Annotated in this window: 18 protein-coding genes; 6 read left to right on the top strand and 12 right to left on the bottom strand. The window is 50.7% G+C overall.

Annotated features, from left to right (window positions below; all coding sequences use genetic code 11):
* The first annotated feature begins 98 nt into the window (after positions 1–98).
* The 3 genes from serS (at position 99) to OOT00_RS12390 (ending at position 4,159) form a co-directional block, all read left to right on the top strand.
* Complete coding sequence (gene serS / locus OOT00_RS12400; RefSeq protein WP_265425696.1) at positions 99–1,376, top strand: serine--tRNA ligase; 1,278 nt, start codon at positions 99–101, stop codon at positions 1,374–1,376.
* 154 nt (positions 1,377–1,530) lie between these two features.
* The gene (gene thrC, locus OOT00_RS12395) at positions 1,531–3,039 is read left to right on the top strand and encodes a threonine synthase (RefSeq protein ID WP_265425695.1); all 1,509 of its coding nucleotides are present in this window, start codon (positions 1,531–1,533) and stop codon (positions 3,037–3,039) included.
* Positions 3,040–3,430: 391 nt separating this feature from the next.
* Positions 3,431–4,159, top strand: coding sequence for a tetratricopeptide repeat protein (locus OOT00_RS12390; protein ID WP_265425694.1), 729 nt, complete (start codon positions 3,431–3,433; stop codon positions 4,157–4,159).
* An 817-nt stretch (positions 4,160–4,976) separates the two neighbouring features.
* On the opposite strand, the gene OOT00_RS12385 is transcribed toward OOT00_RS12390, so the two are convergent.
* The 5 genes from OOT00_RS12385 to OOT00_RS12365 all read right to left on the bottom strand — a co-directional run bounded on the left by OOT00_RS12385 (position 4,977) and on the right by OOT00_RS12365 (position 12,203).
* Positions 4,977–6,161 (bottom strand): thiolase family protein, encoded by a 1,185-nt coding sequence (locus OOT00_RS12385; RefSeq protein WP_265425693.1) that lies wholly within the window; start codon positions 6,159–6,161, stop codon positions 4,977–4,979.
* Positions 6,162–6,293: 132 nt separating this feature from the next.
* Entirely contained in the window at positions 6,294–8,705 is a 2,412-nt protein-coding gene (locus tag OOT00_RS12380; RefSeq protein WP_265425692.1) for a 3-hydroxyacyl-CoA dehydrogenase/enoyl-CoA hydratase family protein, read from the bottom strand.
* A 300-nt stretch (positions 8,706–9,005) separates the two neighbouring features.
* Entirely contained in the window at positions 9,006–9,425 is a 420-nt protein-coding gene (locus tag OOT00_RS12375) for a hypothetical protein (protein WP_265425691.1), read from the bottom strand.
* A 179-nt stretch (positions 9,426–9,604) separates the two neighbouring features.
* A complete protein-coding gene (locus tag OOT00_RS12370; protein ID WP_303649974.1) occupies positions 9,605–10,132 on the bottom strand; it encodes a single-stranded DNA-binding protein in 528 nt (175 codons plus the stop codon).
* A gap of 286 nt (positions 10,133–10,418) precedes the next feature.
* Complete coding sequence (locus OOT00_RS12365; RefSeq protein ID WP_265425689.1) at positions 10,419–12,203, bottom strand: Na/Pi cotransporter family protein; 1,785 nt, start codon at positions 12,201–12,203, stop codon at positions 10,419–10,421.
* Between the two features lie 263 nt (positions 12,204–12,466).
* On the opposite strand from OOT00_RS12365, the gene OOT00_RS12360 reads away from it, so the two are divergent.
* The gene (locus OOT00_RS12360) at positions 12,467–13,396 is read left to right on the top strand and encodes a DMT family transporter (protein WP_265425688.1); all 930 of its coding nucleotides are present in this window, start codon (positions 12,467–12,469) and stop codon (positions 13,394–13,396) included.
* On the top strand, positions 13,374–14,537 hold the full coding sequence (locus tag OOT00_RS12355; protein ID WP_265425687.1) for a THUMP domain-containing class I SAM-dependent RNA methyltransferase: 1,164 nt from the start codon (positions 13,374–13,376) through the stop codon (positions 14,535–14,537). The genes OOT00_RS12360 and OOT00_RS12355 overlap by 23 nt, the downstream gene beginning before the upstream one ends.
* A 119-nt stretch (positions 14,538–14,656) precedes the next feature.
* Here OOT00_RS12355 and OOT00_RS12350 read toward each other — a convergent pair whose 3' ends face one another.
* Complete coding sequence (locus OOT00_RS12350; RefSeq protein ID WP_265425686.1) at positions 14,657–15,040, bottom strand: hypothetical protein; 384 nt, start codon at positions 15,038–15,040, stop codon at positions 14,657–14,659.
* Positions 15,041–15,170: 130 nt separating this feature from the next.
* Positions 15,171–16,202, bottom strand: a complete 1,032-nt coding sequence (locus OOT00_RS12345; RefSeq protein ID WP_265425685.1) for a lipid A deacylase LpxR family protein — start codon at positions 16,200–16,202, stop codon at positions 15,171–15,173.
* Positions 16,203–16,576: 374 nt separating this feature from the next.
* On the opposite strand from OOT00_RS12345, the gene OOT00_RS12340 reads away from it, so the two are divergent.
* The gene (locus tag OOT00_RS12340) at positions 16,577–17,848 is read left to right on the top strand and encodes a hemolysin family protein (RefSeq protein WP_265425684.1); all 1,272 of its coding nucleotides are present in this window, start codon (positions 16,577–16,579) and stop codon (positions 17,846–17,848) included.
* A gap of 62 nt (positions 17,849–17,910) precedes the next feature.
* Here OOT00_RS12340 and OOT00_RS12335 read toward each other — a convergent pair whose 3' ends face one another.
* The 5 genes from OOT00_RS12335 to OOT00_RS12315 form a co-directional block, all read right to left on the bottom strand.
* Positions 17,911–18,933, bottom strand: a complete 1,023-nt coding sequence (locus tag OOT00_RS12335; RefSeq protein WP_265425683.1) for an ABC transporter ATP-binding protein — start codon at positions 18,931–18,933, stop codon at positions 17,911–17,913.
* A 103-nt stretch (positions 18,934–19,036) separates the two neighbouring features.
* Positions 19,037–20,008 carry an ABC transporter ATP-binding protein gene (locus OOT00_RS12330; protein ID WP_265425682.1) on the bottom strand — a complete coding sequence of 324 codons (972 nt, stop codon included), beginning with the start codon at positions 20,006–20,008 and terminating at the stop codon, positions 19,037–19,039.
* Positions 20,009–20,011: 3 nt separating this feature from the next.
* Positions 20,012–20,929: an ABC transporter permease gene (locus OOT00_RS12325; protein WP_265425681.1), complete on the bottom strand. Its 918-nt coding sequence runs from the start codon at positions 20,927–20,929 to the stop codon at positions 20,012–20,014.
* Positions 20,926–21,903 carry an ABC transporter permease gene (locus OOT00_RS12320; RefSeq protein ID WP_265425680.1) on the bottom strand — a complete coding sequence of 326 codons (978 nt, stop codon included), beginning with the start codon at positions 21,901–21,903 and terminating at the stop codon, positions 20,926–20,928. Before OOT00_RS12320 ends, OOT00_RS12325 begins: the two co-directional genes overlap by 4 nt.
* Positions 21,904–22,247: 344 nt before the next feature.
* Complete coding sequence (locus tag OOT00_RS12315; RefSeq protein ID WP_265425679.1) at positions 22,248–23,807, bottom strand: ABC transporter substrate-binding protein; 1,560 nt, start codon at positions 23,805–23,807, stop codon at positions 22,248–22,250.
* Positions 23,808–23,877: the final 70 nt, after the last annotated feature.

The raw sequence follows: 23,877 nt of genomic DNA, 5'->3' as shown, positions 1-23,877 counted from the left end.
TTCATGTTGATTCAACCAAGGGGCTGGCCGCACAATAGCAACGGAATCGCGCAGCCTTTTCCCTGGAACAATAAAATCGATTCAATATAAAGGTCAAGATGCTGGAAATCAAGTTTGTACGCCAAAATTTGTCTGAAGTCCGCTCCGCCCTTGCCAAACGGGGGGCAGAAAAAACGCTGGATTCCTTTACCCATACCGAAGAAGAACGCCGCAGCATCCTGGGAAAACTGGAAGCACTGCGCCATGAGCGCAACAGTGTTTCTGAAGAAATTGCACGCCTGAAAAAAAATGGGGAAGATGGACAGGATAAAATCCTGTCCATGAGAGAAACCTCTGCAACCATCAAAGAACTGGAAAAAGATCTTACCCTATGTGAGGAAAACCTTCACAACATTCTCATGGCCATACCCAATCTTCCCCACCCTTCCGTACCAGAAGGAAAGGATGAAAATGACAATCTTCTGGTAAAAACCCACGGAACGCCATTCTCCTTCCCTTTTTTGCCAAAAGCACACTGGGACATCGGAGAGCAGCTGGGAATTCTTGATTTTGAAAGGGCTGCACGTATTACAGGATCCAGATTCGCGCTCTATCTGGGAGCCGGAAGCCGCATGGAACGGGCACTGATCAACTTCATGCTGGATACTCACACGGAAAAACACGGCTACACCGAAATCATCCCTCCCCTTCTGGTAAACCGCCAGTCCATGACCGGTACAGGGCAGCTACCCAAATTTGAGGAAGACCTCTTCCACCTGGATGGTGCGGATTACTTCCTGATACCCACAGCGGAAGTTCCCGTAACCAACATTCACAGAGATGAAATTCTCTCTGAAGAAGATCTCCCCCTGTACTATACCGCCTACACTCCCTGCTTCCGTTCCGAAGCCGGCTCCTACGGCAAAGATACGAGGGGGCTGATACGCCTTCACCAGTTCAATAAAGTTGAACTGGTGAAATTCTGCCTGCCGGAACACTCATGGAATGAACTGGAAACCCTGCTTGAGCAGGCAGAGACCATCCTCAAACGACTGGAGCTTCCCTACCGGGTTGTGACTCTGTGCACAGGCGACCTTGGCTTTTCATCGGCCAAAACCTATGACATCGAAGTATGGATGCCCGGCCAGAATGCCTACAGGGAAATTTCCTCCTGCAGCAACTTTGAGGACTTTCAGTCCCGAAGGGCCCGTATCCGCTTTAAACGCAAAGGCAAAAAAGGAACGGAACTTGTCCATACCCTGAATGGTTCCGGCCTTGCCGTAGGCCGGACCTTTGCCGCTATTCTGGAAAATTATCAGGAAGCCGACGGCAGTGTCCGTATTCCCGAAGTTCTGCAGCCCTACATGGGAGGCATGCAAAAAATTGAAACAACATAACCCAACGGCTGCCAGATAAACAGTCAGGCTCCGCGAGACAGAAATTCCAGGAGACTGCATGCTGGCAGAGCCAGAAAAGCCCTGCACGCTTTTTACATATCCACACGATATCTTTCGCTTATTCGTGCATTCCCGTAACAATGGAGAAAAACCTGTGACTCCCGAAAAGTTTCCCGAACACATTCGTGACCATATCATCCCCACGCCTTCCGGAGAAATGTGCTACCGCTGTCTTGGATGCACCGAAACCTTTGGCATTGACAAGCTTCTCTATACCTGCCCTGCCTGCGGAGAGGTTCTTTTACTGCAGGACATGGAACAAAACAGATTGAAAGGACTTTCCGGCCAGACCTGGCGGGAAATTCTGGACTACCGGCGCATGCTGAAAATTCCGGCTCTCAAAGGAATTTACCGGTTTCATGAGTTCATTGGTCCTGTCATTCCCCTGGAATCCATACTCTATCTGGGAGAGGGACACACACCCATTGTCCAAGCCAATGAAACACTTCAGGAAATTGTGGGAATGCCTTTTTATTATAAAAACGACGGGCAGAATCCCAGCGCTTCCTTCAAAGACCGGGGCATGGCCAGTGCTCTTTCCTATATCCGTTACCTGGTCACAAGCGGCAAGGTAGACAATGTACTGGCGGTCTGCGCCTCCACCGGAGATACCAGTGCAGCCGCAGCTCTTTATGCCAGCTATCTCCAGCCCCTTGTCAAATCGGCCGTTCTGCTGCCCCATGGTAAGGTGACACCCCAGCAGCTTTCCCAACCCCTTGGCAATGGAGCCGCCGTTTTTGAAATCCCCGGCGTTTTTGATGACTGCATGAAAGTAGTGGAAGCACTGTCGGAAAAATACAACGTGGCTCTTTTAAACTCGAAAAATGCCTGGCGCATTCTGGGGCAGGAGTCTTACTCATACGAAATAGCCCAAGACCTTGAATTTGACATGAAAAACAAGGTTGTGGTGGTACCCATCGGCAATGCAGGCAATATCACCGCTGTCATGGCTGGATTTTTAAAATTCCTGGACGCGGGCATTATCACTGAGCTGCCAAAAATTCTGGGGGTTCAGTCCCATCATGCCAACCCGGTTTACCAGTATTACAGTGAACCGGACGCCAAAAAACGACGCTTTGTCCCCATGACTGTCAAGCCCAGCGTGGCGCAGGCCGCCATGATCGGAAATCCCGTTTCCATGCCAAGGGTTATTTCCCTTGTCAACCAGTACAATAAGAAGGCAGACTGTCAGAAAGTTTTCTTTGTTTCCGTTCCCGAACAGGAAATTATGGATTGCCAGCTCATGGCCAACCGCAATGGCCATATTGCCTGTACCCATGGTGGCGAAACCCTTGCCGGTTTGATCCGAGCCAGAAAAGAAGGCCTTGTCCACAGCGACGAAACAGCCATCATTGATTCCACTGCCCACGCTCTTAAATTTTCCGGTTTTCAGGAAATGTATTTTGAAGACCGTTTACCCGAAGAATACGAGGTAAAACCCCAAAAAAGCCTGCAGAATAAGCCTGTCTTCATACGTCCGGAAGGCCTGAAGGAAGTTCCCGCACCGGGCATGCCGCTCACAGGTACGGCATTCAGGGAATTTGTCTGCCAGACAGCGGACGCCATTGCAAATAATTTGCATCTTTCCCTGAGAGATCAGTAAAAGCTGTTGCCGGTCCGGAACTGGCTTGCTGGAAAGTCTGCTTCTGCTTAGACAGCCATTTCTGGATTCAGCATTCGAACCCAGTGTGCTATTCTCTTGTCGACAGAAACTGTACCCGTACAGGGCCGGGGGAATCCTGTCGGCTCATACGGCAAGAAGAGCCTTTCATGCATCCTTATCTCAATAAAAAGAGGGAGAATGCCCTCTGAGGAAAAAGACATTTTTCAACCATGGCCCTTCCGTACGACGGGGGGGGCTGCCAGCAAATGTTTCCGTACTGAAACAGGACACCGGCATAGTATCTGGGGATTCTTTCCAACGCATCATTTATCTGACCATAAGGGAACTGCAGATGCATAGCTTAGTAACATCAGGAAAACTATTTTTTTTCATGTGTGTGCTTGCCTCCGCCTTCCTTACCGGATGCGCGGGGCAACAGGCTGCCCGCATCAATGAATCCAGAGCCATAAGAGATTTGGGTGAAGCCTACCTGCTTCAGGGGTCCTATTCGAGGGCACTGCAGGAATTCCTGAAGGCGGAAAAAATGAACCCCTCTGATCCCTATCTGCAAAACAATCTCGGGCTTACCTACCTCGCTCTGGAAAGGCCGGAAACAGCTATCCCCTACTTCAAAAAAGCATCGGAGCTGCGTTCAGACTACGCCCAGCCCCTGAACAACCTTGCGTCCGCCTACATGGCCACAGGTAAATGGCATGAAGCCATTAATGTTCTTGTGCCCCTGACCGAAGACCTTCTCTACGCAACACCCCACTATGCTTTATCCAATCTTGGCTGGGCGCATTACAACCTCAAGGAGTATGATATTGCCCTGCGCTACTACACCCGTGCCCTACGCCATGAGCCCCGCCATCCCCCGGCACTCAGGGGGCAGGCCATGGTTTTTCTCCAGACAGGCAGAACCGACGAAGCCCTGCGATCCGCAGACCGGCTGACGGACCTTGTGCCGCAAAACGCTGCCGCCTGGCTCCTTAAAGGAGAAATACTGGAAAAAATGCAGCGCACAGAAGCCGCCAGAAGTTCCTATACCCGGGCACAGATTACCGGTGCGGATACGGATTATGAGGACATGGCCGAGGCTGCGCTGAAACGACTGCCGTAGTCTGGCTTCTTTCTTATGGAGCTTCCGATGGAAATGGGAAACGGTGGGTCTCTTTAAAAAATTTGGCCCTCCCCCCCCGGCACGCAGGCAAAAAATCTTCCTTAAAAAGCAAGTTTCGTTCAGTCTGTGTACCGGGCAGGCCCTCTTGCCAAGGAAGGTGCGAAGGCTTTTCGGAGTGCGCTTCCGTCTTCTGAGTAACTTCAAAAGTTACTTTATGGCAAAATGCCGTAAAACGGCGTGGGTTGTTTATTCGTATCTTCCTGTCTGACCCTAGCAATCCGCCCTTTTTATCCATGTTGAGTGCGCAATGAACTTTTCAGTAACAACCCTTGTCACACGGAATCCCACCTAAGCGTTGATACGCCAGCATGCATACAAACAAAACTGTACTCTTACAAGCTGTCTTGCTGAAGGAATTCAACGCGTTACGAATTCATTCTATGTAAGCTATCAAAGAGCACTGTGAAAGATGCCAAAAAAAGGTTCCGGCTTTTACTGTGTAGACCATGCTGCCATCCACCACTTTTCCCATGAATTTCTCTGATCAAAAACCATGGCCGGACCGGTCAGAAACATAACCGCATCGCACGACTTGCCCTGCTTTTCCCAACTTACTAATGAGTGCATTTCCTACTCGACACAGATAAAAACCCCGGTTCTTTTGAAGGGAATTGAAAATGAGATGGTTTTGTCGAGTGCGTTTTGAACTTTTTAGCCATAGGTCAGCCATACAAAAAGGATACCCCCCACATGGAAGGTATCCTTTATAAACTGACAGAGGGGGGGCGGTTTCCCGCCCCTTACCATCTTTTACTTACTATACCATTTCAAATACACCCGCAGCACCCATGCCACCACCAATGCACATGGAGACGATACCGTATTTACCACCGGTACGCTGCAGCTGTGCTACCAAGGTTGCGGTCAGTTTAGCACCGGTGCAGCCCAGAGGATGTCCCAGAGCAATGGCACCACCGCATACGTTCACTTTATCCATCATGGGAGTTCCCCACATGCCCAGTTCTTTACAGCAGTAAATAGCCTGAGAAGCGAAGGCTTCGTTGATCTCGAACAGATCAATATCTTCCAGTTTCAGACCCACCTGCTCCAGAACCTTGGGAATGGCATATTTGGGACCAACACCCATTTCTTCAGATCTGCAACCGGCCACAGCATAACCGATCATCTTGGCAATGGGCTTCAGGCCGAGACGGTCACAGGCTTCCTTAGATGCGATCAGCGTTGCAGCCGCACCATCGGTGGTCTGGGAAGAGTTGGCTGCGGTAACAATACCACCGGCCTTGAAAGGAGAGCCCAGACGGGCAATGCCTTCAGCGGTGGTACCTTCGCGCACACCGTCATCGTCGGTGATCATCTTAGTTTCAATTTTAAAGCTTCCGTCAGCCTGGGGCACATAGTAGGTAGCAGGCGTGGGAACAATTTCCGTAAAATAACCTGCTTTCTGAGCCGCAGCCGCTTTGGCATGGGTCTGGGCTGCAAACTCATCCATTTCCTGACGGCTAACCTTATACCACTCAGCCACGTTCTCTGCGGTTACACCCATGGAGATATAGGCTTCCGGGTTGGTCTTGGCAAAATCAGGATGAGGGCGGGGGCAGTTGCCACCCATGGGAACATAGGTCATGGACTCGATACCACCACCCATGGTCATTTCGGACCAGCCCGCACCAACACGCAGGGAGGCCAGAGCAATGGCTTCCAGACCGGAAGAGCAGAACCGGTTAACCGTGGCTCCGGAAACTTCGTTGGGGAAACCGGCCATACGGGCGGCAATACGACCAATATTGATACCCTGCTCACCTTCGGGGAAGGAGCAGCCGATCATGCAGTCATCAATTTCCTTGGGATCAACACCTGCTTTTTCCACACAGGACTTCATAATATGGGAAAGCAGATTCTCAGGACGGGTTTCGCGGAAAGCACCCCGACGGTTCTTACAGCCAGGAGTCCGCACGGACGAAACGATATATGCATCTCTCATTGTATTCCTCCTTCAAGAAGAAAACGTAACAAATATAATCACCGGTTATCAGTAAAAAGCCCACAGCCTGTGCAGCTGAACGAAAATCCCCATTTCAAAAGGGCAAAAAGACTGGATTTCCGTTCAGTTTTTTTAGTTGCGAAGGGGCTTGCCGGTTTTCAACATATGATCGATACGGGCAACGGTTTTTTCTTCCTTGCAGAAATCAACAAAAGCTTCTCTCTCCAGCTTGAGAATGCTGTCTTCGCTGACTTCCATACCGGTTTTTACATTACCGCCGGAGATAACAAAGGCAATGCGCTTGGCAAGGAAGGCATCGTATTCACTGAGGAAACCACCACTTTGCATGTTGTACAGCTCAGCCGTAACCATGCCCTGACCTTCCACACCCACAACACGGACTTTTTTCTGCTGAGGCGCTCTGTATCCGGAAGAAACCATGGTGAGAACTTCTTTTTTGGCTTCACCAATGAGAAGATCGCGGTTCAGAACAATGCGGTCTTTCCAGGGATGCATATGACCGTTGGCAACGGCACCTTCCGCACTCATGGACACCTTGGCCATGGCAATGGCCATGAAGGAGCTGATGAAGAATTTGGTCAGATCCACTTCTTTGGCCGTACCGCCGGGAAGGGAATCGATCATTTTCTTGTACAGATTGAGGCAGCCACCACCGGCGGGAAGCAGACCAACACCGATTTCCACCAGACCCATGAACAGGTCGGCATGGGCAACAATTTTATCCGCACTGAGGCAGGTTTCGCAGCCACCACCCAGGGTCATACCGTAAGGAGCGGCAACCACGGGGAACTTGGAGTAGGTGGCACGCTGAAGACCGGCATGGGCCATGGCGAGGAAACTTTCGATCTCGCTGTAGGCTTTGTCGTGGGCCAGCTTGGAAACAAAGGAAAGGTCGGCACCTGCGGAGAATGCACCGGGCATACCACCGGCCTGGTTACCGATAACCACACCCACACCATTCTCATCCACATAATCCATGGACGTACCCATGAATTCGATGATTTCCTTGTTCAGGGCATTCATCTTGGTATGGAATTCAATGCAGAATACGCCATCGCCGATGTCGATCAGGCTGGCAGAGGGGCAGGTTTTCACAACTTTATTGTCTGCCTTGATGGCTGCCAGACTGATGGCGGCTTCATTGGCAGGAACTTCTTTATAGGTGGCAGAAGCGAAGTCATAGTAGAAGAGCTTGCCGGAATCCATTTTGTAGAAGGTTTCATTGCCTTTGGCCAGCATGTCCTTCACTTTGGCGGATACAAGCAGACCTTCTTTTTCCATACGTTCTACGGATTTGCGAACTCCAATGGCATCCCATGCTTCAAAGGGACCCACTTCCCAGCCATAGCCCCACTTCATGGCATTGTCGATTTCAACAAGGCTGTCGGCAATTTCGGGAATGCGATTGGCGCAGTAGGTCAGCTGGGAAGCGGTACACTTCCATACAAACTGAGCACCTTTGTCTTCGCCCCATACAACAGTGGCGATTTTTTCAGCCAGGGTATCTTTGGCTTTGGCAGCGGCAAGACAGGGAAAGTCAGGCTTTTCAATGTCAGTATACTCACCGGTCTTGGGATCAATCTGCTGCTTGAAGCGCTTACCTTCAGGGGTTTTGCCTTTTTTATAGAAACCCTGCTTGGTTTTGTCACCGAGTTTGCCGGAAGCCACCATGTCTTTAACATATTGGGGAACGGCAACGGTATCGCGCATTTCATCATCAGGGCAGAGGCTATAGGAGTTATCCGCAACATGCACCATGGTGTCCATACCGACAAGGTCGGCGGTACCGAAGATGGCGGTTCTGGGACGTCCCATGGCCGACCCGAAAAGCGCATCGGCTTCGGCAATGGTGATGCCGTCTTCAACAACCTTCTGCATAACAACGCCAATACCCTGGATACCGATACGGTTACCGATAAAGTTGGGGGTATCTTTAGCCCATACAATCCCTTTACCCAAGCTCACTTCACCGAAATTAGCCATGAAGTCAAGAACTTCCTGGCTGGTTTCGGCGCCGGGGATCAGCTCAAGGAGATGCATGTAACGTACGGGGTTGAAGAAATGAGTTCCAAGGAAGTTCTTTTTGAATGCATCGGAACGGCCTTCGGAAATTTTAGCAAGGGGAATACCCGAGGTGTTGGAGGAGATAATGGCACCGGGCTTCATCACCTTTTCAACACGCGCAAAAAGATCCTGCTTGATCTTCAGATTTTCCACAACAACTTCACAGATCCAGTCGCACTCACCGAGCTTGTCGAAATCGTCTGTCAGGTTGCAGGTTTTGATGCGGGCAGCATCTTTTTTGGTATAGAAAAGGGCAGGTCTTGCGTTGAGAGCACCTTTCATACCGGCTTCAACAATGCGGTTTCTCGCCGCAGGATCATTTTTTTCTTCGTCCTTCAGGTCAAAGGGAACGATGTCGTACAGGTAAACATCGGCTCCTGCTGCGGCCAGCAGAGCGGCGATACCGCCACCCATGATACCGGAACCGATAACAGCGGCCTTTCTGATTTTTCTACTCATGATTACCTCCTGAATATAATAATTGACAAGCAAACCCAACAAAATTCGACTGCCTGAATTGTACTCATTGCCATATCAAAAACTTTGTTTGTGTGTCAAGGAATTTCACCCCGTACCACACCCAGGCAACAAAGAAACAATTTCATAAAAAATCAAAAACTTTTACGCTTCAATCCTGAAAAAATACCGAGAAATAACACCACAGGTAGTAGGTATACAAATCACTGAGTGATTCGTGATTCACGAACGCAGCATATCCATAACGCACAAAAAAACGCTCTGCACTTCCCGCAAGAAGTATCAGAGCGCTTCCGTTTTCTCCCCCCCGCCATTCATTTCTTCGGCAATGTCATCCAGGGCCTGATCCGCTTCATGGTAATCATCAAAAATAAAGGCCTCATATCCAGCGGATTTTTCCGCTTCCGCCATGGCTATGAACAGCCAGACCTGAGGGTCTACGACCCGGATAATCTCACTGGCACCCAACTTTTTCAATTCCTGCTGGATTTCCGTGATTTCACGGATATTGGCCTGAATGGGATTCTCACCTCTGGGAAAAGAAAATTCCCGCAAATCCGAAAGGATCGTGAATCCTCTTGCCAACTTTTCTGCTTCCCCCACAATTTTTCCTGCAAATTGCAGATACTGCTCGATGGTCATTTCCCCGTAGCGGATATACAGACGATTTTTCGCCTTATCCGCCATGACTTCACTCGGCATACCTTTCACCCCTGAACCTTTGCCTGTATATGCTACAGGCGTCTTGTCGGCCTCGAAATCTTCTGCACGCCCCCGCGTAAAAAGATCCCGGAAAAAAACTTTGTGTGCTTCTGTCATACCCTCTCATGAGAAAAAATCAAGACACAATTTACCATAAACGTTGTTTATGATGCGAATTTTTAAAACGGGATGTCATCATCCGGAGGCCCAGACGCAAAGGGACCAGCGTTTCCGTAGTCGTTACCGGGTTGCGATGGATTGGGATAACCAGCACTCCGGGCCGGAGCTCCATACTCCCCTCCCTGGGGCCCGCCATAGCCACCGGATACAGGGGCAGCTCCCAGGCCACCACCGGCAGCAGGTGCCTGACCACTCCGGGCTGAATCCAGCATCTGAAGTTCGGCGGCAACGACTTCCGTTATGTAGCGTGTCTGACCATCCTTTTCATAGCTGCGCGTCTGCAGCTTCCCTTCAATATATACCTTAGATCCCTTGCGCAGGTACTGACCGCATATCTCCGCCAATCTGCGGAAGGTCACAACCCTGTGCCATTCCGTTTTTTCTTTTTTTTCCCCAGTCTGACGATCTGTCCAGTTTTCCGATGTGGCCATATTAAAATTACAGACAGCTGTGCCATCCTGGAAATACCGTATTTCCGGGTCAGCCCCCAGATTACCGATCAATATGACCTTATTCACTCCGCGCATGGCACCTCCTTGCATAATATCAGTTTCAGAAAACTCACCTGCTTCTTCTATCACACCCTGTTTTTGACAACAAACCTAAAAAAACAGAAAGCCTGCTCCTCAGGCGATACGTCCGACAAAGAAAACAGGCTTTTCTATGGCTCAAAATCTCTTCCGTGGAGGCGGGGACGGAAGTGCGAGGTCCGACAACAGTCTGATACCCCCGCCAGGATCAGGCTGAGGAGAACCCTTAGCAATCATCCATACCAGACGGCCCTGAGCTCTCACAATCGCAGGCCCGGGTCACCTAGTGCCGTTCCACCAGCACCGAAAGATAAGTTTTAGCGATATTCGATGTATACACAATAACCTGTGTCATCAGGTTCATAAGCTCCATGTGCACTTCATGGGTTTCCACAGATTCCATCCTCTGACACATGATCCGGTTAAGATGACGGATTCTGTACTGCAGCTCCAGATCCAGATATTTACGCTCCCTCCCCATAATCTCCGCCGCCTTATGCAGATCCTTTTCCGTAAGCGCTTCGCGGAGAAGGCGCAGCTGCTTGAGCACTTTCGTATGGTAAATGGAAAGCTCCTCGCGTCCCTCGTCTGAGAAACTGTTCACCAGAGCCCGTTTTTTTTCGAGCAGGGGAGCCACATTCCTTTCCAGAAGATCGCCGATGCTCTCCAAATCCCGTGTAATGGAAATCATGGCATAAAGGGTCTGGGTCTGGGTTCCGGTAATGGCCTCCCTTCCTATACGAAACAAAAATTCACCGGTCACCTTATCCAGATAGTCCAGCTCCCTTTCCCGAAAAGCCAGCCCCTCCAACAAGGTCAAACGGGGATATTGTTCGTCCTGGCGGGGCTTTCGGGCAACAAACAGAATTCCCGCATCCCTGACCATGATTTCGAGAAGCCCTGCCATTCTGGCTATTTCATGCCTGGCCATATCAACCGCCACATCCGGCGAAACAATCTTTGCATTGTCCAGAGGACTCGTAAAAACAGGTAAAGGGTCCTTTTCTTTTTTATCCGGCACAAGAATCAGCAGGAGCCATGCAAAAAAACCCGTGAAAGGCAGGAAGGCCAGGGCCAGTCCTATATTGAAAAAGGTATGGATATTGGCCACCTGACGGGCCATCCCCCCCCCCGCCATGACTACCAGATCGGAGAGCAGGGCAAGAAAGGGCAAACATACCAGTACTCCGGCTATTTTAAATACCGCATGGGCAGCGGCCACCCGTTTGGCCTCCCTGCCTCCGGCCAGTCCCGCGAGAATGGCCGTGACACAGGTTCCCACATTGGCACCCAGAATAATGGGAACAGCAGCATCCAGACCCACCAGCCCCTGTTCACCAAGAACAATCAGAATGCCCACAATGGCACCGCTGCTCTGTATCAGGGCTGTCACAACCGTTCCGGCAAGAATTCCCAGCAGAGGCGTCGAAAGACTTTGAAGGAAATGGATGGTGGCAGGATCGGAACGAAGGGGAATCATGGCATCACTCATCAGCTTCATGCCGTAAAAAAGAATACCAAAACCAAGGAGTATGCGGCCAGCATCCCTGGATTTTTCTCCTCTTCCCACAAGCTTGAGCAAAAAGCCCAGCCCCACCATAATCAGGGCATAGTCCGTTACCTTGAAGGCAATCAGCTGGGCCGTTACCGTTGACCCGATACCGGATCCGAGGATCACCCCCAGAGTCTGGGGAAAACGCATCAGCTCTGACTGCACCAGCCCAACCAGCATCACACTGGTGGCACTGGACGACTGCACCATCATGGTGACAAAGGCCCCTACTCCCAGAGCGCGCAGCCGGCTTCTGGTCAAACGGGCCAGCCCCTCCCGCATCCGTGAGCCTGCCATCCGTTTCATGCCCTCACTCATCATTTCCATGCCGTAAAGAAAAAAGGCTATCCCGCCAAACAGGCCCATCAGGACAGGCCCCCAGTGCATACTGTCCGGATCGTCCGGGGGCAGAGCCAATATGGCCCATGCTACCAATGCGGAAGCCATAACAACCAGAAATCCCGGCATAAAACGGCTCAGCGTTTTCCATTCTCTCAATAAAAAAGAAGCATTCACACACAAAAACCTGTTGTAAAGGATTACAGAAAGGATTCCCATGCTCAGGGCAGCAAAACAGCATACAAGCAGGAAGGCCATGAACATCCGCGGTCTCATCATGCCAGTCAGGTTCATAACTCCCGGCTCTGATAACAAGAATTTACAAAAGATTCAAAAACAAAAAAATCCATGTTCATCTGTCTTCGTTTATGATCAAAGACAGAAAAAGGATGTCCTCTCCATGGGGACTCCACAGCATGCTTCATCAAAAAGGGAGAGCAATGCCAAACCCAAGCAGCACATCAGCCCGCGGTTTTTCCGCGGTTATCCTTGCGGCCCTTCTATGGGCATCTTCCGGATCCCTGGCCAAGTATCTTTTCAATGGGGGACTGTCTCCCTTTGATCTGGTACAGGTACGCCTTACGGTTGCGTCTGTCTGCATCGGGCTTTTTCTTTTTTTCCGCGCACCGGAAAAACTTCAGATTCCCCTGCAACGCCTGCCAAACTATCTTTTCCTCGGTATCTTTGGCATGGCCGCCATGCAGGCAAGCTACCTTCTTGCCATCAGCCGAATCCAGGTTGCCGCCGCCATTCTACTGCAATATCTGGCTCCGGTACTCATAACCATCTGGCAACTTGTTTTTCAAAAAAAGCCCCTTTCCCTGCGCATCCTTATGGCCCTTTGTACAGCTGTTGCCGGCTGTTCACTGGTACTGAATCTTCCTTCCATGGAGTTTCAGTCAATGAACATAACAGGCATTCTTGCCGGATTGGGAGCGGCTCTTACCTTTGCCATCTACTCCCTTGCGGGCGAAGCCCGGATGAAGGAAAAAAGCCCTGAAACCGTTGTCTTTTTTGCTATGACCATCGCCGCCGTTCTCTGGCACATCCTGCTGCCGCCTTTTTCCGGATTCAGGGCTCTGGGAAACGATCCGACAACCTGGGCTATCGCCCTTACCATCAGCACCTTCGGCACCGCACTGCCCTTTTTTCTGTTCCTTTACGGCATTGCCTTAACCGGTGCAGCACCAGCCAGTATCACAGGTACCCTTGAACCCGTATTTGCCGGTATTATCAGCTTTTTTCTTCTCGCCGAATTGTTTAATACACTGCAGCTTTGCGGTGCAGCACTGGTTATTGCTGCCGTCATTCTGCTGCAGCTTCCCCAGACAAGGAAAAACTCTTATCATGCGCAGAACCCGACTTCATAAACAACTCCGCAGGCAGCTTATGGAAAAAAAACAGGAATTCTTCATTATCTGTCCCCCGGGATTTGAAAATGAATGCCTGCTGGAAATCCAGTCCCTTTTTCCTGAATCCGGTCCGGCACAGGTTGAAAAAGGGGGAATTCTTCTCCATGCTCCTTTGCACTTTGTTCCAGCGGCCAATCGCCAGCTGCGGACAGCCTCAAGAATTCTCATGCGTATTGGCCGGTTTACGGCCACGGATTTCACCACCATGAAAAAGAAACTTTCCGATATACCATGGAATATTTTTTTCCCGGAAGGATGCCTCCCTTCCGTACGGGTCCTCTGTCACAAATGCCGCCTTTACCACAGCGAAGCCATTGCCCAGAGAGTTCAGGAAGTTTTTACGCAAAAGACAGCATCTGAGATTCTTGTACCTCCCATACCGGAGAAACCCCTTCCCTCCCTTTATATCCGCGGCAATAAAGACCGGTTTACCCTTTCCATTGACAGCTCAGGCCCACTTCTGTACCTGCGGGGCATCAAAACCAGCGGCGGGCGGGCAACCCTAAGAGAAAACCTCGCTGCGGCCATACTCATGGCTGCAGGCTACACCCCTTCCCAACCGCTGATGGACCCCATGTGCGGATCCGGCACTTTTTCCATGGAAGCAGCCCTTATGGCAAGCAGCACTCCTCCCGGCATCTTTAGAACTTTTGCCTGGGAGAACTGGCCTGTGTTTCTCCTCATGCCACCACAGGAAACACCCCCTACCTGCCTGCCCTTTAAAGCCTCCATTCTGGCCAGTGACAGGGATGCAAAAGCCATCCAGAGCTTTCGTAAAGTCTGCCAAAACCACTCCTTTCTGCAGGAAGTTGAAGCGACAGAAGCCGATTTTTTCTCCATGCAGCCATCTGGTCATCCGCCGGGCCTCGTTCTGCTCAACCCGCCCTATGGTATCCGCATCCATACCCGTGCAGAAGCTACCCGACTGAGGCAGAAAATTGTTTCCCATCTTCTTTCACACTGGAAAGGCTGGCGCATGGGCCTGCTCATTCCCAAAGAAGAAGGCCGACCGCAGGAATTCGGCAACTATACCTGCCGACACTTCCAGCATGGCGGCATTGACATGCAGCTTCTGACGGGAAAGCTCCATGATTCCTGAGGCTGCTTTTTTCCATGGACGATGACTACCGGCATAAAAAAGACCCTGTTGTCTGCGTAAAATCCTCGTTTTACGCAGACAACAGGGTCTTTTTTATATCAGACGATGAAACCGATACCTCATCTTTGGGCAGCGGACCCGAGATGGTCCAGAAAATTATCTGCCTCTTCCCGGGTCCGTACCAGATGGGCAGGGTAACCAATCTCAAGACTGCCCGTTTCAAACTGAATATGCTCCGGAAGAGCCTGCCGTCTCTCAACCCGCACAGCTCTGGAAATGCCTGCATCCTTAAGGCATTTTTGTACCTGAAAAATCAGCTCCTCTCCGGAATCACCCAGGCGCCGGTACTCCCGCAGATCCGTTACACAGGAAAAACCCGGAGAAAGACGGGGCAAAACAGCCTCTACCTCGGCAAGCAGGGCATGAATTTCTTCATGGGACTGAAGAAAACCGATGGTAATGTACAGCCGGTTTTTGTTTACATCCACACTGGTAGAAAACATGGTATCACCACTATATCAGAGTCATCAGAAGTTCTTTCCCATAACCACCTTTTTCTTGTAACTCATTGCAGTGCACAAAACAAGGTTCATGTGCACAAACCCGATATTTTATGACGGCTTTTTGAAAGACCTACCAGGTATAGGACACATGAACGGTTCCGTAGCTCTGCCCCTCCTTCTGGGTCTTATACTCTCTGCTGCTGTGGACACGGCCATAAACGATTTTAAACCGATACAGAATCACTCCGATCCCATAGGAATAATTCCCCACCCACATCTCTTTATCCACACTGGCACTGCTCCGGAACGTATTGCCATCCAAAAGAATATTCCGGGCCACCCAGGATCCCGATGCTCCGCCATAGAGATGAACCCCTACACGCCGGAAAGGGGGATTGAAGCGAGGGTCTTCGGAAGACAAGGGAAGGTGGGTTTCCGTTGCTGGCCGGATATGACCGTTGCCGAAGTCTCTGGGAAGATTCCACCCCGCACGGACCTCCATGCCACCACCAAGGGAGGTAAAGCCGTTCCCAATCCCCCAGCCTGCCCTTGGCAGCACATCCATACCCAGACCCTGCCTTGTCTGAGGTGATGCAAAACGCCAGTGTGACGTATAAAAAATCTGAAGAACCGGCTCATTTCTCAGCTGATGTTCCCATCCACTGGGCTGACTCCAGCCCCCCCAGTCGTGAATAACCCGCTGGGTATCTTCTGCATAGGAGTCTTTTCCCACAAGGCCAAGGCCCAGCTCCCAAGTACTGAGGTGACAGTCCTTTCTCTTCAGCAGGGCAAAGCCCAGATAGCTAAGCCCGGCATAGGGCCTTTCATCAGGGAGATATTCCCGACTGTAGGTATCATCTGCCGTATAAATATTCTGTCCCAGACTTAGGGCAAACAGTCTCTGCGAATCCCCATGTCCAATGACAGGAATACGGTCAATCAAACGATGGACCTTCTCCGTGGTGGCGCCGGATGCAAACGGAACATGGGCGGCCGTATAGGTGAAGCGAATGCCGTTGGTATAATCCCGGTCCGTCCCATAAAAGGTATCGTTTTCAAAATAGGCGGATACGGTCTGGGGTGATGAGGAGAAAGCCGCACAGGGCAAAAGACCTGCCGGAAAAATCCCAAACCACCATATCCATGAAAAAACCTTTTTCATTATCAATCCTGTCCCACCCTCTTTTCCCATATTTTCTACCAATCACAAGCGTATCTTTTTTTAAAACAGGAACAGCCCTTGCAGTATCCATGCTGACGATTTATTATTTCAAACCACAGTATCATTGTATTTTCCGCCCTATCAAGCCGGAAAATACAATGATACGGTTCCTGCACGCAGCCAAAGGAACCGTACAGTTTATTCAGGCGACAGCCTTGGGATTAAATCGTTTGTCCCCTTATGGAAACACAGCTGGCAATGTCATCCTAAGCGGCTTCTCCGCTGAATCCGTTTAATGTGTATTTTTTTTTAGAATTCTTACACCTGACCCGAAAGGAGGCTGTGATTCCGCCTCAGACAACGGAATCCGATCCATGGCTTTCCATCTGACTCTTCTGGTTCTTTTCCTACTGCTTTCTGGCTTTTTTTCCAGCTCTGAAACGGCCCTGTTCTCCCTTTCCCGCGCGCGGGTGTATCATATGGCCAAAGAGGGAGGAAGGGCGGACAAACTGATCCTGAAAATGAAAAGCAAGCCCCACCGCCTGCTGGCCACCATTCTCATCGGGAATAACCTTGTGAATGTAGGTGCCTCAGCCATTGCAACGGCTCTGGCCATTCAGCAGTTTGAAAGCAATGCCATTGGTATTGTTACGGGGGTAATGACGCTACTGCTCCTCATTTTCGGGGAAATCATTCCCAAGTCACTGGCCACCCAGAATAATCTGCTCATTGCCCGTATGGTTATTTTTCCCATATCATGGTTTTCCATGCTTTGTTATCCGCTTATTCTCCTGCTTGATTTTGTTCCGCTACTCACAGGACGCCTGCAGCGACTTCCTGCCATCACCGAAGAAGAACTGATTTCCATTGTGGAGGTTGGCGAAGAAGAAGGAGAAATTAAGGAAGAAGAAAAGGAACTGATCCGGAATATCTTTGAGTTTGATGACATTCCGGCCTACGACATCATGACTCCCAGGCGGGATATGTTTGTTGTGGACCTTGAAGAAAAACCGGACCTGCCTGCCATTATGGCATCGGGTTTTTCCCGCATCCCCCTCATTCAGGGCAATCTTGACGAAGTGATGGGAGTGATGCATGTGGGGGATATATTCCGGTTTCAAACCACCCGGGGGCGTCTTCCCGACTTTCGGGAAATCATGCGAAAACCCTACTTTATCCCGGAATCTAAAAAAATTGATACCCTTCTGGCTCAGTTCAAGACCAGAAAGCAGCATATGGCCATTGTGATAGATGAATATGGCGGCGTCTGTGGCCTTGTGACACTGGAGGATGTTCTGGAAGAAATTGTGGGGGAAATTTCCGATGAATCGGACAAAGATGAAACTCTTATCAAGGAAGTGACCCAACACGAATGGATTCTCTTAGGAAAAATTCCGGTGGAGGATGCCAATCGCATGCTGCCGGAAGCTCTGCCTGAATCACCGGACTACGACACCTTTTCCGGTTTTCTTCTCCATCATATCGGTCGCATACCCACCGAAGGCCAAACCTTTGTGGTGGCATCTTACCTGATTACCGTACTGACCATGGATGGCAACCGCATCCTGCGTCTCCGGGTTAAATACTCTCCTCCGGGAACCATAAACCATTCACAGGAAAAACAGCATAAGCCTGACAGGGAATAGAGCTCCGCATCGGCTTTCCTTCTCTGCTGAAACGAGGAGAGCTAAAAAAGCCTCCAACTGTCTCAGTCCAGAATCCGCCCCTCTTCCACACCATGGCAGGCTACCTGCACTCCCGATGGCAGGGCCAGGAGCTGGGGTATCTCCCTGCGACAGCGCTCATTGGCATACAGACAACGCCCGTGAAAAACACAACCCGAAGGCAGATTGATGGGGGTTGGAACCTCACCTTTCAGCTTGACATGAGCCGGTTTTTTCTGACCCAGCTTTGGAATGGCCGAAAGCAGTGCCCGAGTGTAGGGGTGACGGGCTGTTTCAAAAAGATTGGCCGCCGCTGCCACCTCGCAAAGGGTTCCCAGATACATCACAGCCACACGGGTGGACACATGGGCCACCACGGAAAGATCGTGGGTGATCATCATATAAGTCAGCCCTCTCCGATCTCTGGCTTCCATAAGAAGATTCAGAATCTGGGCCTGAATGGACACATCCAGAGCAGAAATGGGCTCATCTGCAACAATAAATTCCGGATCCACAACAAGGGCTCTGGCAATGGACACCCGTTGACGCTGTCCCCCGGAAAATTCATGGGGATAGCGCTCTCCCCATCCGGGATCCACCCCGACCTGCCCCATCACTTCCGCAACCCGGTCTTTTACCTCGCCCTGTGAAATGGACGGGTTATGAAAACGCAAAGGCTCTTCCAGCGTCTGGCATACGGTCATACGCGGATTCAGGGACGCATAGGGATCCTGAAAAATCATCTGCATTTTCCGACGGAATCCCAGCATCTGAGCATTGTCCAGCGAATCGATTCGTGTATTTTCATAATAAATGGCACCTGAGTCCGGCTTATAAAGGCCCATCACCGTGCGGGCCAAAGTGGATTTACCGCAGCCGGACTCACCCACCACACTTACAATCTCACCCTTTTCAATGGTCAGACTCACATCGTTGATGGCATGAACCTTTGTCTGCTGCAGACGGGGACGCAGGCCTTTGAAGCGTAGCTGTTCCAGAAATCCGCCAGATATATCAAAATGCTTGACCACCTTGTTCAGGGTCACAAGGGACGAGTTTGCCAGCATGTTTTTCCCCTTTTCATGTGGCAGAAGCTGCCAGCATATTGAACAGTCTCACCAAAAACAGGACAGGGGCACGGACAAGGTCACGGATACCCCCCATCCCTATCTAAACCGCCCCCACAAGATGACAGGCCACCAGCCTCTGAAACAACCCGCGCTGCATGAGCGGAGGGACTTCTGCCCTGCAGACATCACGGGCCAAATCGCAACGGGGGTGAAAGGCACACCCCTCTGGAATGGCTGAAAGGCTGGGCATGCTTCCGGGAATCTGATACAGCATGCTTCCCGGCTCGCGGCTTCCGGGAAGAGCCCGGATCAGACCTTTGGTATAAGGATGCTGAGGATTGGAAACAATATTATCCGTGGAGCCCATTTCCACAATTCTCCCGGCATACATGACACCAATCTTCTCCGTCACCTGGCTGACAACCCCAAGATCATGGGTGATCAGAATCATGGCCATCTCCTTCTGGGTACACAGATCCAGCAGAAGGTCCATAATTTCGGCCTGAATGGTCACGTCCAGAGCCGTTGTGGGCTCATCTGCAATAATAAGATCCGGATCCGTCAGGAGGGCTATGGCAATCACAATGCGCTGGCGCATTCCACCGGAAAACTCATGGGGATACTGACGCAGCCGGGTTTCCGGAGAAGGAATATGAACCGCCTTCAATTTTTCCACAGCCAGATCCTCAGCAGAACTTCTGGATATCTTTCTGTGGGCCATAAGACCTTCTGTCATCTGATCACCGATGGTCATAACAGGATTCAGAGTCATCATGGGATCCTGAAAAATCATGCTGATACGGTTGCCACGAACGGACCGCATTTCTTCCGTTGTTAAAACCGCAAGGTCTCTGCCCCTGAAAAGAATCCGCCCACCGGCAATATAACCGGGCTTGCTGATGAGGTTTAAGATGGAAAAACCCGTTACGGACTTACCCGCACCGGACTCGCCAACAAGCCCCATACGCTCACCTTTTTCAAGGGTAAAACCAATACGGTTAATGGCTGTAAGATCGCCGGAGCGCAAGGCAAACCGGACCTCCAGATCGTTTATTTCAAGCAGATGGCTCATCAATTATCCCTTGTAAAGCTTTGGATTCAACACATCCCTCAACCAGTCGCCCAGCAGGTTGATGACCAGCACAAGCAAAACCAGCAGAAACCCGGGAAAAAGGGTTATCCACCAGGACCCGGAAAAAATATACTCAAAACCGGAATTAATCAGAGAACCCAGGGAAGGACGGGTCACGGGCATCCCCAGTCCCAGAAAAGAAAGGGCCGCCTCACTCATGACCGCATTGGCCACCTGCACGGTGGATATAACCAGTACGGGCGACAGGGTATTGGGCAGAATATGACGGAACATGATGCGTCGGGAAGGCAGACCTATCACCCGGGCTGCTTCCACATACTCCTTTCCCTTTTCTCCCAGTACGGATGCACGGACGGTTCGGGCATACTGGGGCCACTCCGCCAGGCCTATGACCAGAATAAGAATGGGTACGGCCATCTGTTCATAGCGCCCCGCCCCAAAGGCCGTTTGGAAAATGGCGGAGATGAAAATAGCCACCATCAGGGTTGAGAAGGATAACTGCACATCCGCAAGACGCATGAGAAAGGCATCCACCCTTCCGCCCACATATCCCGCCACCAGACCGATAAAAATGCCCAGCACGGCCTGAAGCAGAACGGCCCCAAGGCCGATCAGAATGGACACCCTCATCCCGTACATCATGGTAGACAGGAGATCTCTGCCCTGAATATCCGTTCCCAGAAGAAAACGAGTCTCCCCTTCTTCCATCCATGAGGGAGGCAGGTTGGAATCCATGATATCAATGGTGGACGTATCATAAGGGTTATGGGGTGCCGTCCAGGGCGCAGAAAAGGCCATAATAAGCAGCAGGATAAAAATCACAAAACTGGTTACGGCCACACGGTCTTTTTTAAAACTATACAGAAAATAGGATTGTTTAAACTCTTGCCAGCGTTTCATTTATTGCCTGCCTGAATACGGACCTTGGGGTTGACAATGCCGTAGAGAATATCCACCAGGGTGTTCACCACCACAAAGAGAAAGCCCACCACCATCAGATAGGCCACCAGAAGAGAGGTATCCGCACGCTGCACCGCCTCTAGAAACATAAAGCCCATACCATGCCACTGAAAAACCGTTTCCGTTAAAATAGTAAAAGCGATCATGGTGCCGATCTGCACGCCTCCCACAGTAATGACAGGCAAGAGCGTGTTCCGGAACCCATGAACCAGCCAGACACGCAGGGGAGAAAGCCCCTTGGCATGGGCAAATTTAATGTATTCCGTTTCCAGAACCTCCATCATTTCCGAACGGATCAAACGGATAAAAAGGGGCAGCATAATGGAAGAAAGGGCTATGGAAGGGAGAATCAGATGCAGCCAGCCATCCACCGTCAGCATACCCGTCTGCCATCGGCCCACCATAACCAGCTCGCCCCTGCCATAGGAAGGCAACCATCCAAGGATTACCGAAAAGAGATAAATGAGAAGGATGGCCGTCAGAAACACAGGAATGGAAACCCCGACAATGCTGCCTCCCATAAGAATTCTTGAAAAAAAACTTTTCGGCCTTATGGCGGCATACATTCCCAGAGGAATGGAAAGGGCAATGATGATGACCCCTGCACAGAAAACCAGCTCCAGCGTTGCGGGCATTTTCGCCAGAATCACGTCCAGAGCAGGCTTCTTGAAAAAAAAGGACTGGCCCAGATCCCCGCGCAAAACCCCTTTTAAAAAACGAAAATACTGCACATGAAACGCGTCATTGAGGCCCAGTTCATCCCTCAGCGCTTCTCTTTCCGCCACAGAGACACTCACGCCAACCAGATCCCGAACAGGATCACCAATCTGATGCCGTATGGAAAATCCCAGAAAACTGATCACCAGCATCACAAAAACCGCCTGAGTAACCCGGCGCACAATAAATGCAAACATGGCAACAAACCTGCAGGCTACGGGTTCATAAATACCGTCCGGGCATCCCCGGACGAAAAACAAAAAAGCATACCATAAACACCAGCACAAAAAAAAGAGGATATCGTATGTACACCAAAGGGTTCCTGTAACAGACATGGGTTAAACCGCCGCCTTATTACGGTTTCCCGGCCATCAGCAAACCCTTTTTTCCCCGCTGTCCTTTCTCCGCAGACCGGCCAAATCAGCAGAGCCAGCCCGGAAAAGCATTCAGAAATCCATAAAAAAACTCCGGTGAACAGCCATCTGAGCACGATTTCTACCCAGCCCTGCACCACCGGAGTTTTTTAAATTCAACAACCTTTTCAGTGAACCACAAGATCACCGAAATAAGGGAAATCCTGTACGTTTACGATTGTTTCAATTTCAAGATTATTCCTGGCAGCCCAGGATAGATCCTGCCAGTGAAGGGGAACAAAAGCGGCATCTTCATAAAGAATCCGTTCAATTTCCCGCAGCATGGCATTTCGTTTTTCCATGTCCGTCTCCGTCTGGCAGGCCAGAGCAAGCTCATCCACCCTGGGATTGCAGTAATTGCCGGAGTTATACTGGCCGTAACCAGTTTCTGTGCTGGGACACATGGCAAGATATTCCGTAAAGTTTCCGGAATCTTCCGTATCAGAATGCCAGCCGATAAGTTGAATGTCTGCCACCTGGGCGTCAAACTCATCCCAGTACTGAGCTTTGGGCATGGTTTGGAGATTCACCCGGATATTGATGCGGGCCAGCATGGGAACCACGGCTTCCGCAATGCGGGCGTCGTTCACATACCGATCATTAGGGGCAACCATGGTAACCTCAAAGCCCTTTTCATAACCGGCTTCCTTCATGAGCTGGCGGGCTTTTTCAAGGTCATACCTCGGAACAAGTGATTCATTGTATCCCGAATAACCCTTCGGGCTCTGCTGGGCAGCCACCGTTGCCCGTCCACGCATGATACGGTCCACAATGCCCTGATTATTAACCGCGTGCACAATGGCCTGACGAACCCGCACATCCTGGAATTCAGGACGCCGTTTCTGATTCATCTGCAAGGTGATAATGCGGGTGCCGGACATGGTGACAAGCTTGACATCTCTGTGCCGCTCAATGCGATCCTGATCCTGAGGAGGAACGGGCACGATAAAATCCACATCACCGGAAAGGAGAGCCGCCACGCGGGTGGCATCATTGCGGATGGGAGTCAGCACCATGCGGGTTACGTTACCCGGAGATTTTTTATCCCAGTAATCCCCAAAGCGGTCAAAAACCGTACGCACTCCATGCTGACGGGCCGTGACCCGGAACGGTCCTGTCCCTGACGCATTGGCGTTGGCAAAACTGGGGCCGGTTTTCGCTATCATATCTTTGGGCTGCCCCTGCTCGTCCGTACCGCTGTAAAAGACACTGTCCATGGGAAAAATATAGGTGGCAAGGCTTAACACCAGACCATAGGGACGGTGGGTGATAATGTCCACCGTATGGTCATCCACCGGACGGGCTTCGGCAAAAGCCTCAAAAAGCCCCCGGAAATCCTGGCTTACCTTGAGTCGGTTCAGGGTCCATGCCACATCTTTTGCCGTAAAAGGATTACCCGAATGAAAGGTTACACCTTTCCGCAGATGAAAACGCATGGTCAGTTCATCAATGCGCTCCCAGCTTTCGGCAAGGCGGGGTTCAAAATCCATCTCCTGGGTCCAGCGAACCAGAGGATCAAATACCTGGTGGGAATACATCAGCATCCCGCCGGAAAGCTGCATATGAGGATCCAGGGAAACGGGATCGGAGTCAAAGGCTAAACGGATTTCCTTTGCTACAACCGGTGCCGCCGCACAACAAATCAAGGCCAGCATGCATGTAATGGTTAAACCAATTTTTCTCATCATTCCTCCTCAGAGTATGGAAAAAGCATGAAAGATCCCCATGGACCTTACCAATAAGAGATATCATCAGGCT

It is taken from the genome of Desulfobotulus pelophilus (genome assembly GCF_026155325.1).
GTDB lineage: Bacteria > Desulfobacterota > Desulfobacteria > Desulfobacterales > ASO4-4 > Desulfobotulus > Desulfobotulus pelophilus.
The sequence above is the reverse complement of the archived record's forward strand: the minus strand, read 5'-3'. Positions and strand labels throughout refer to the sequence as shown.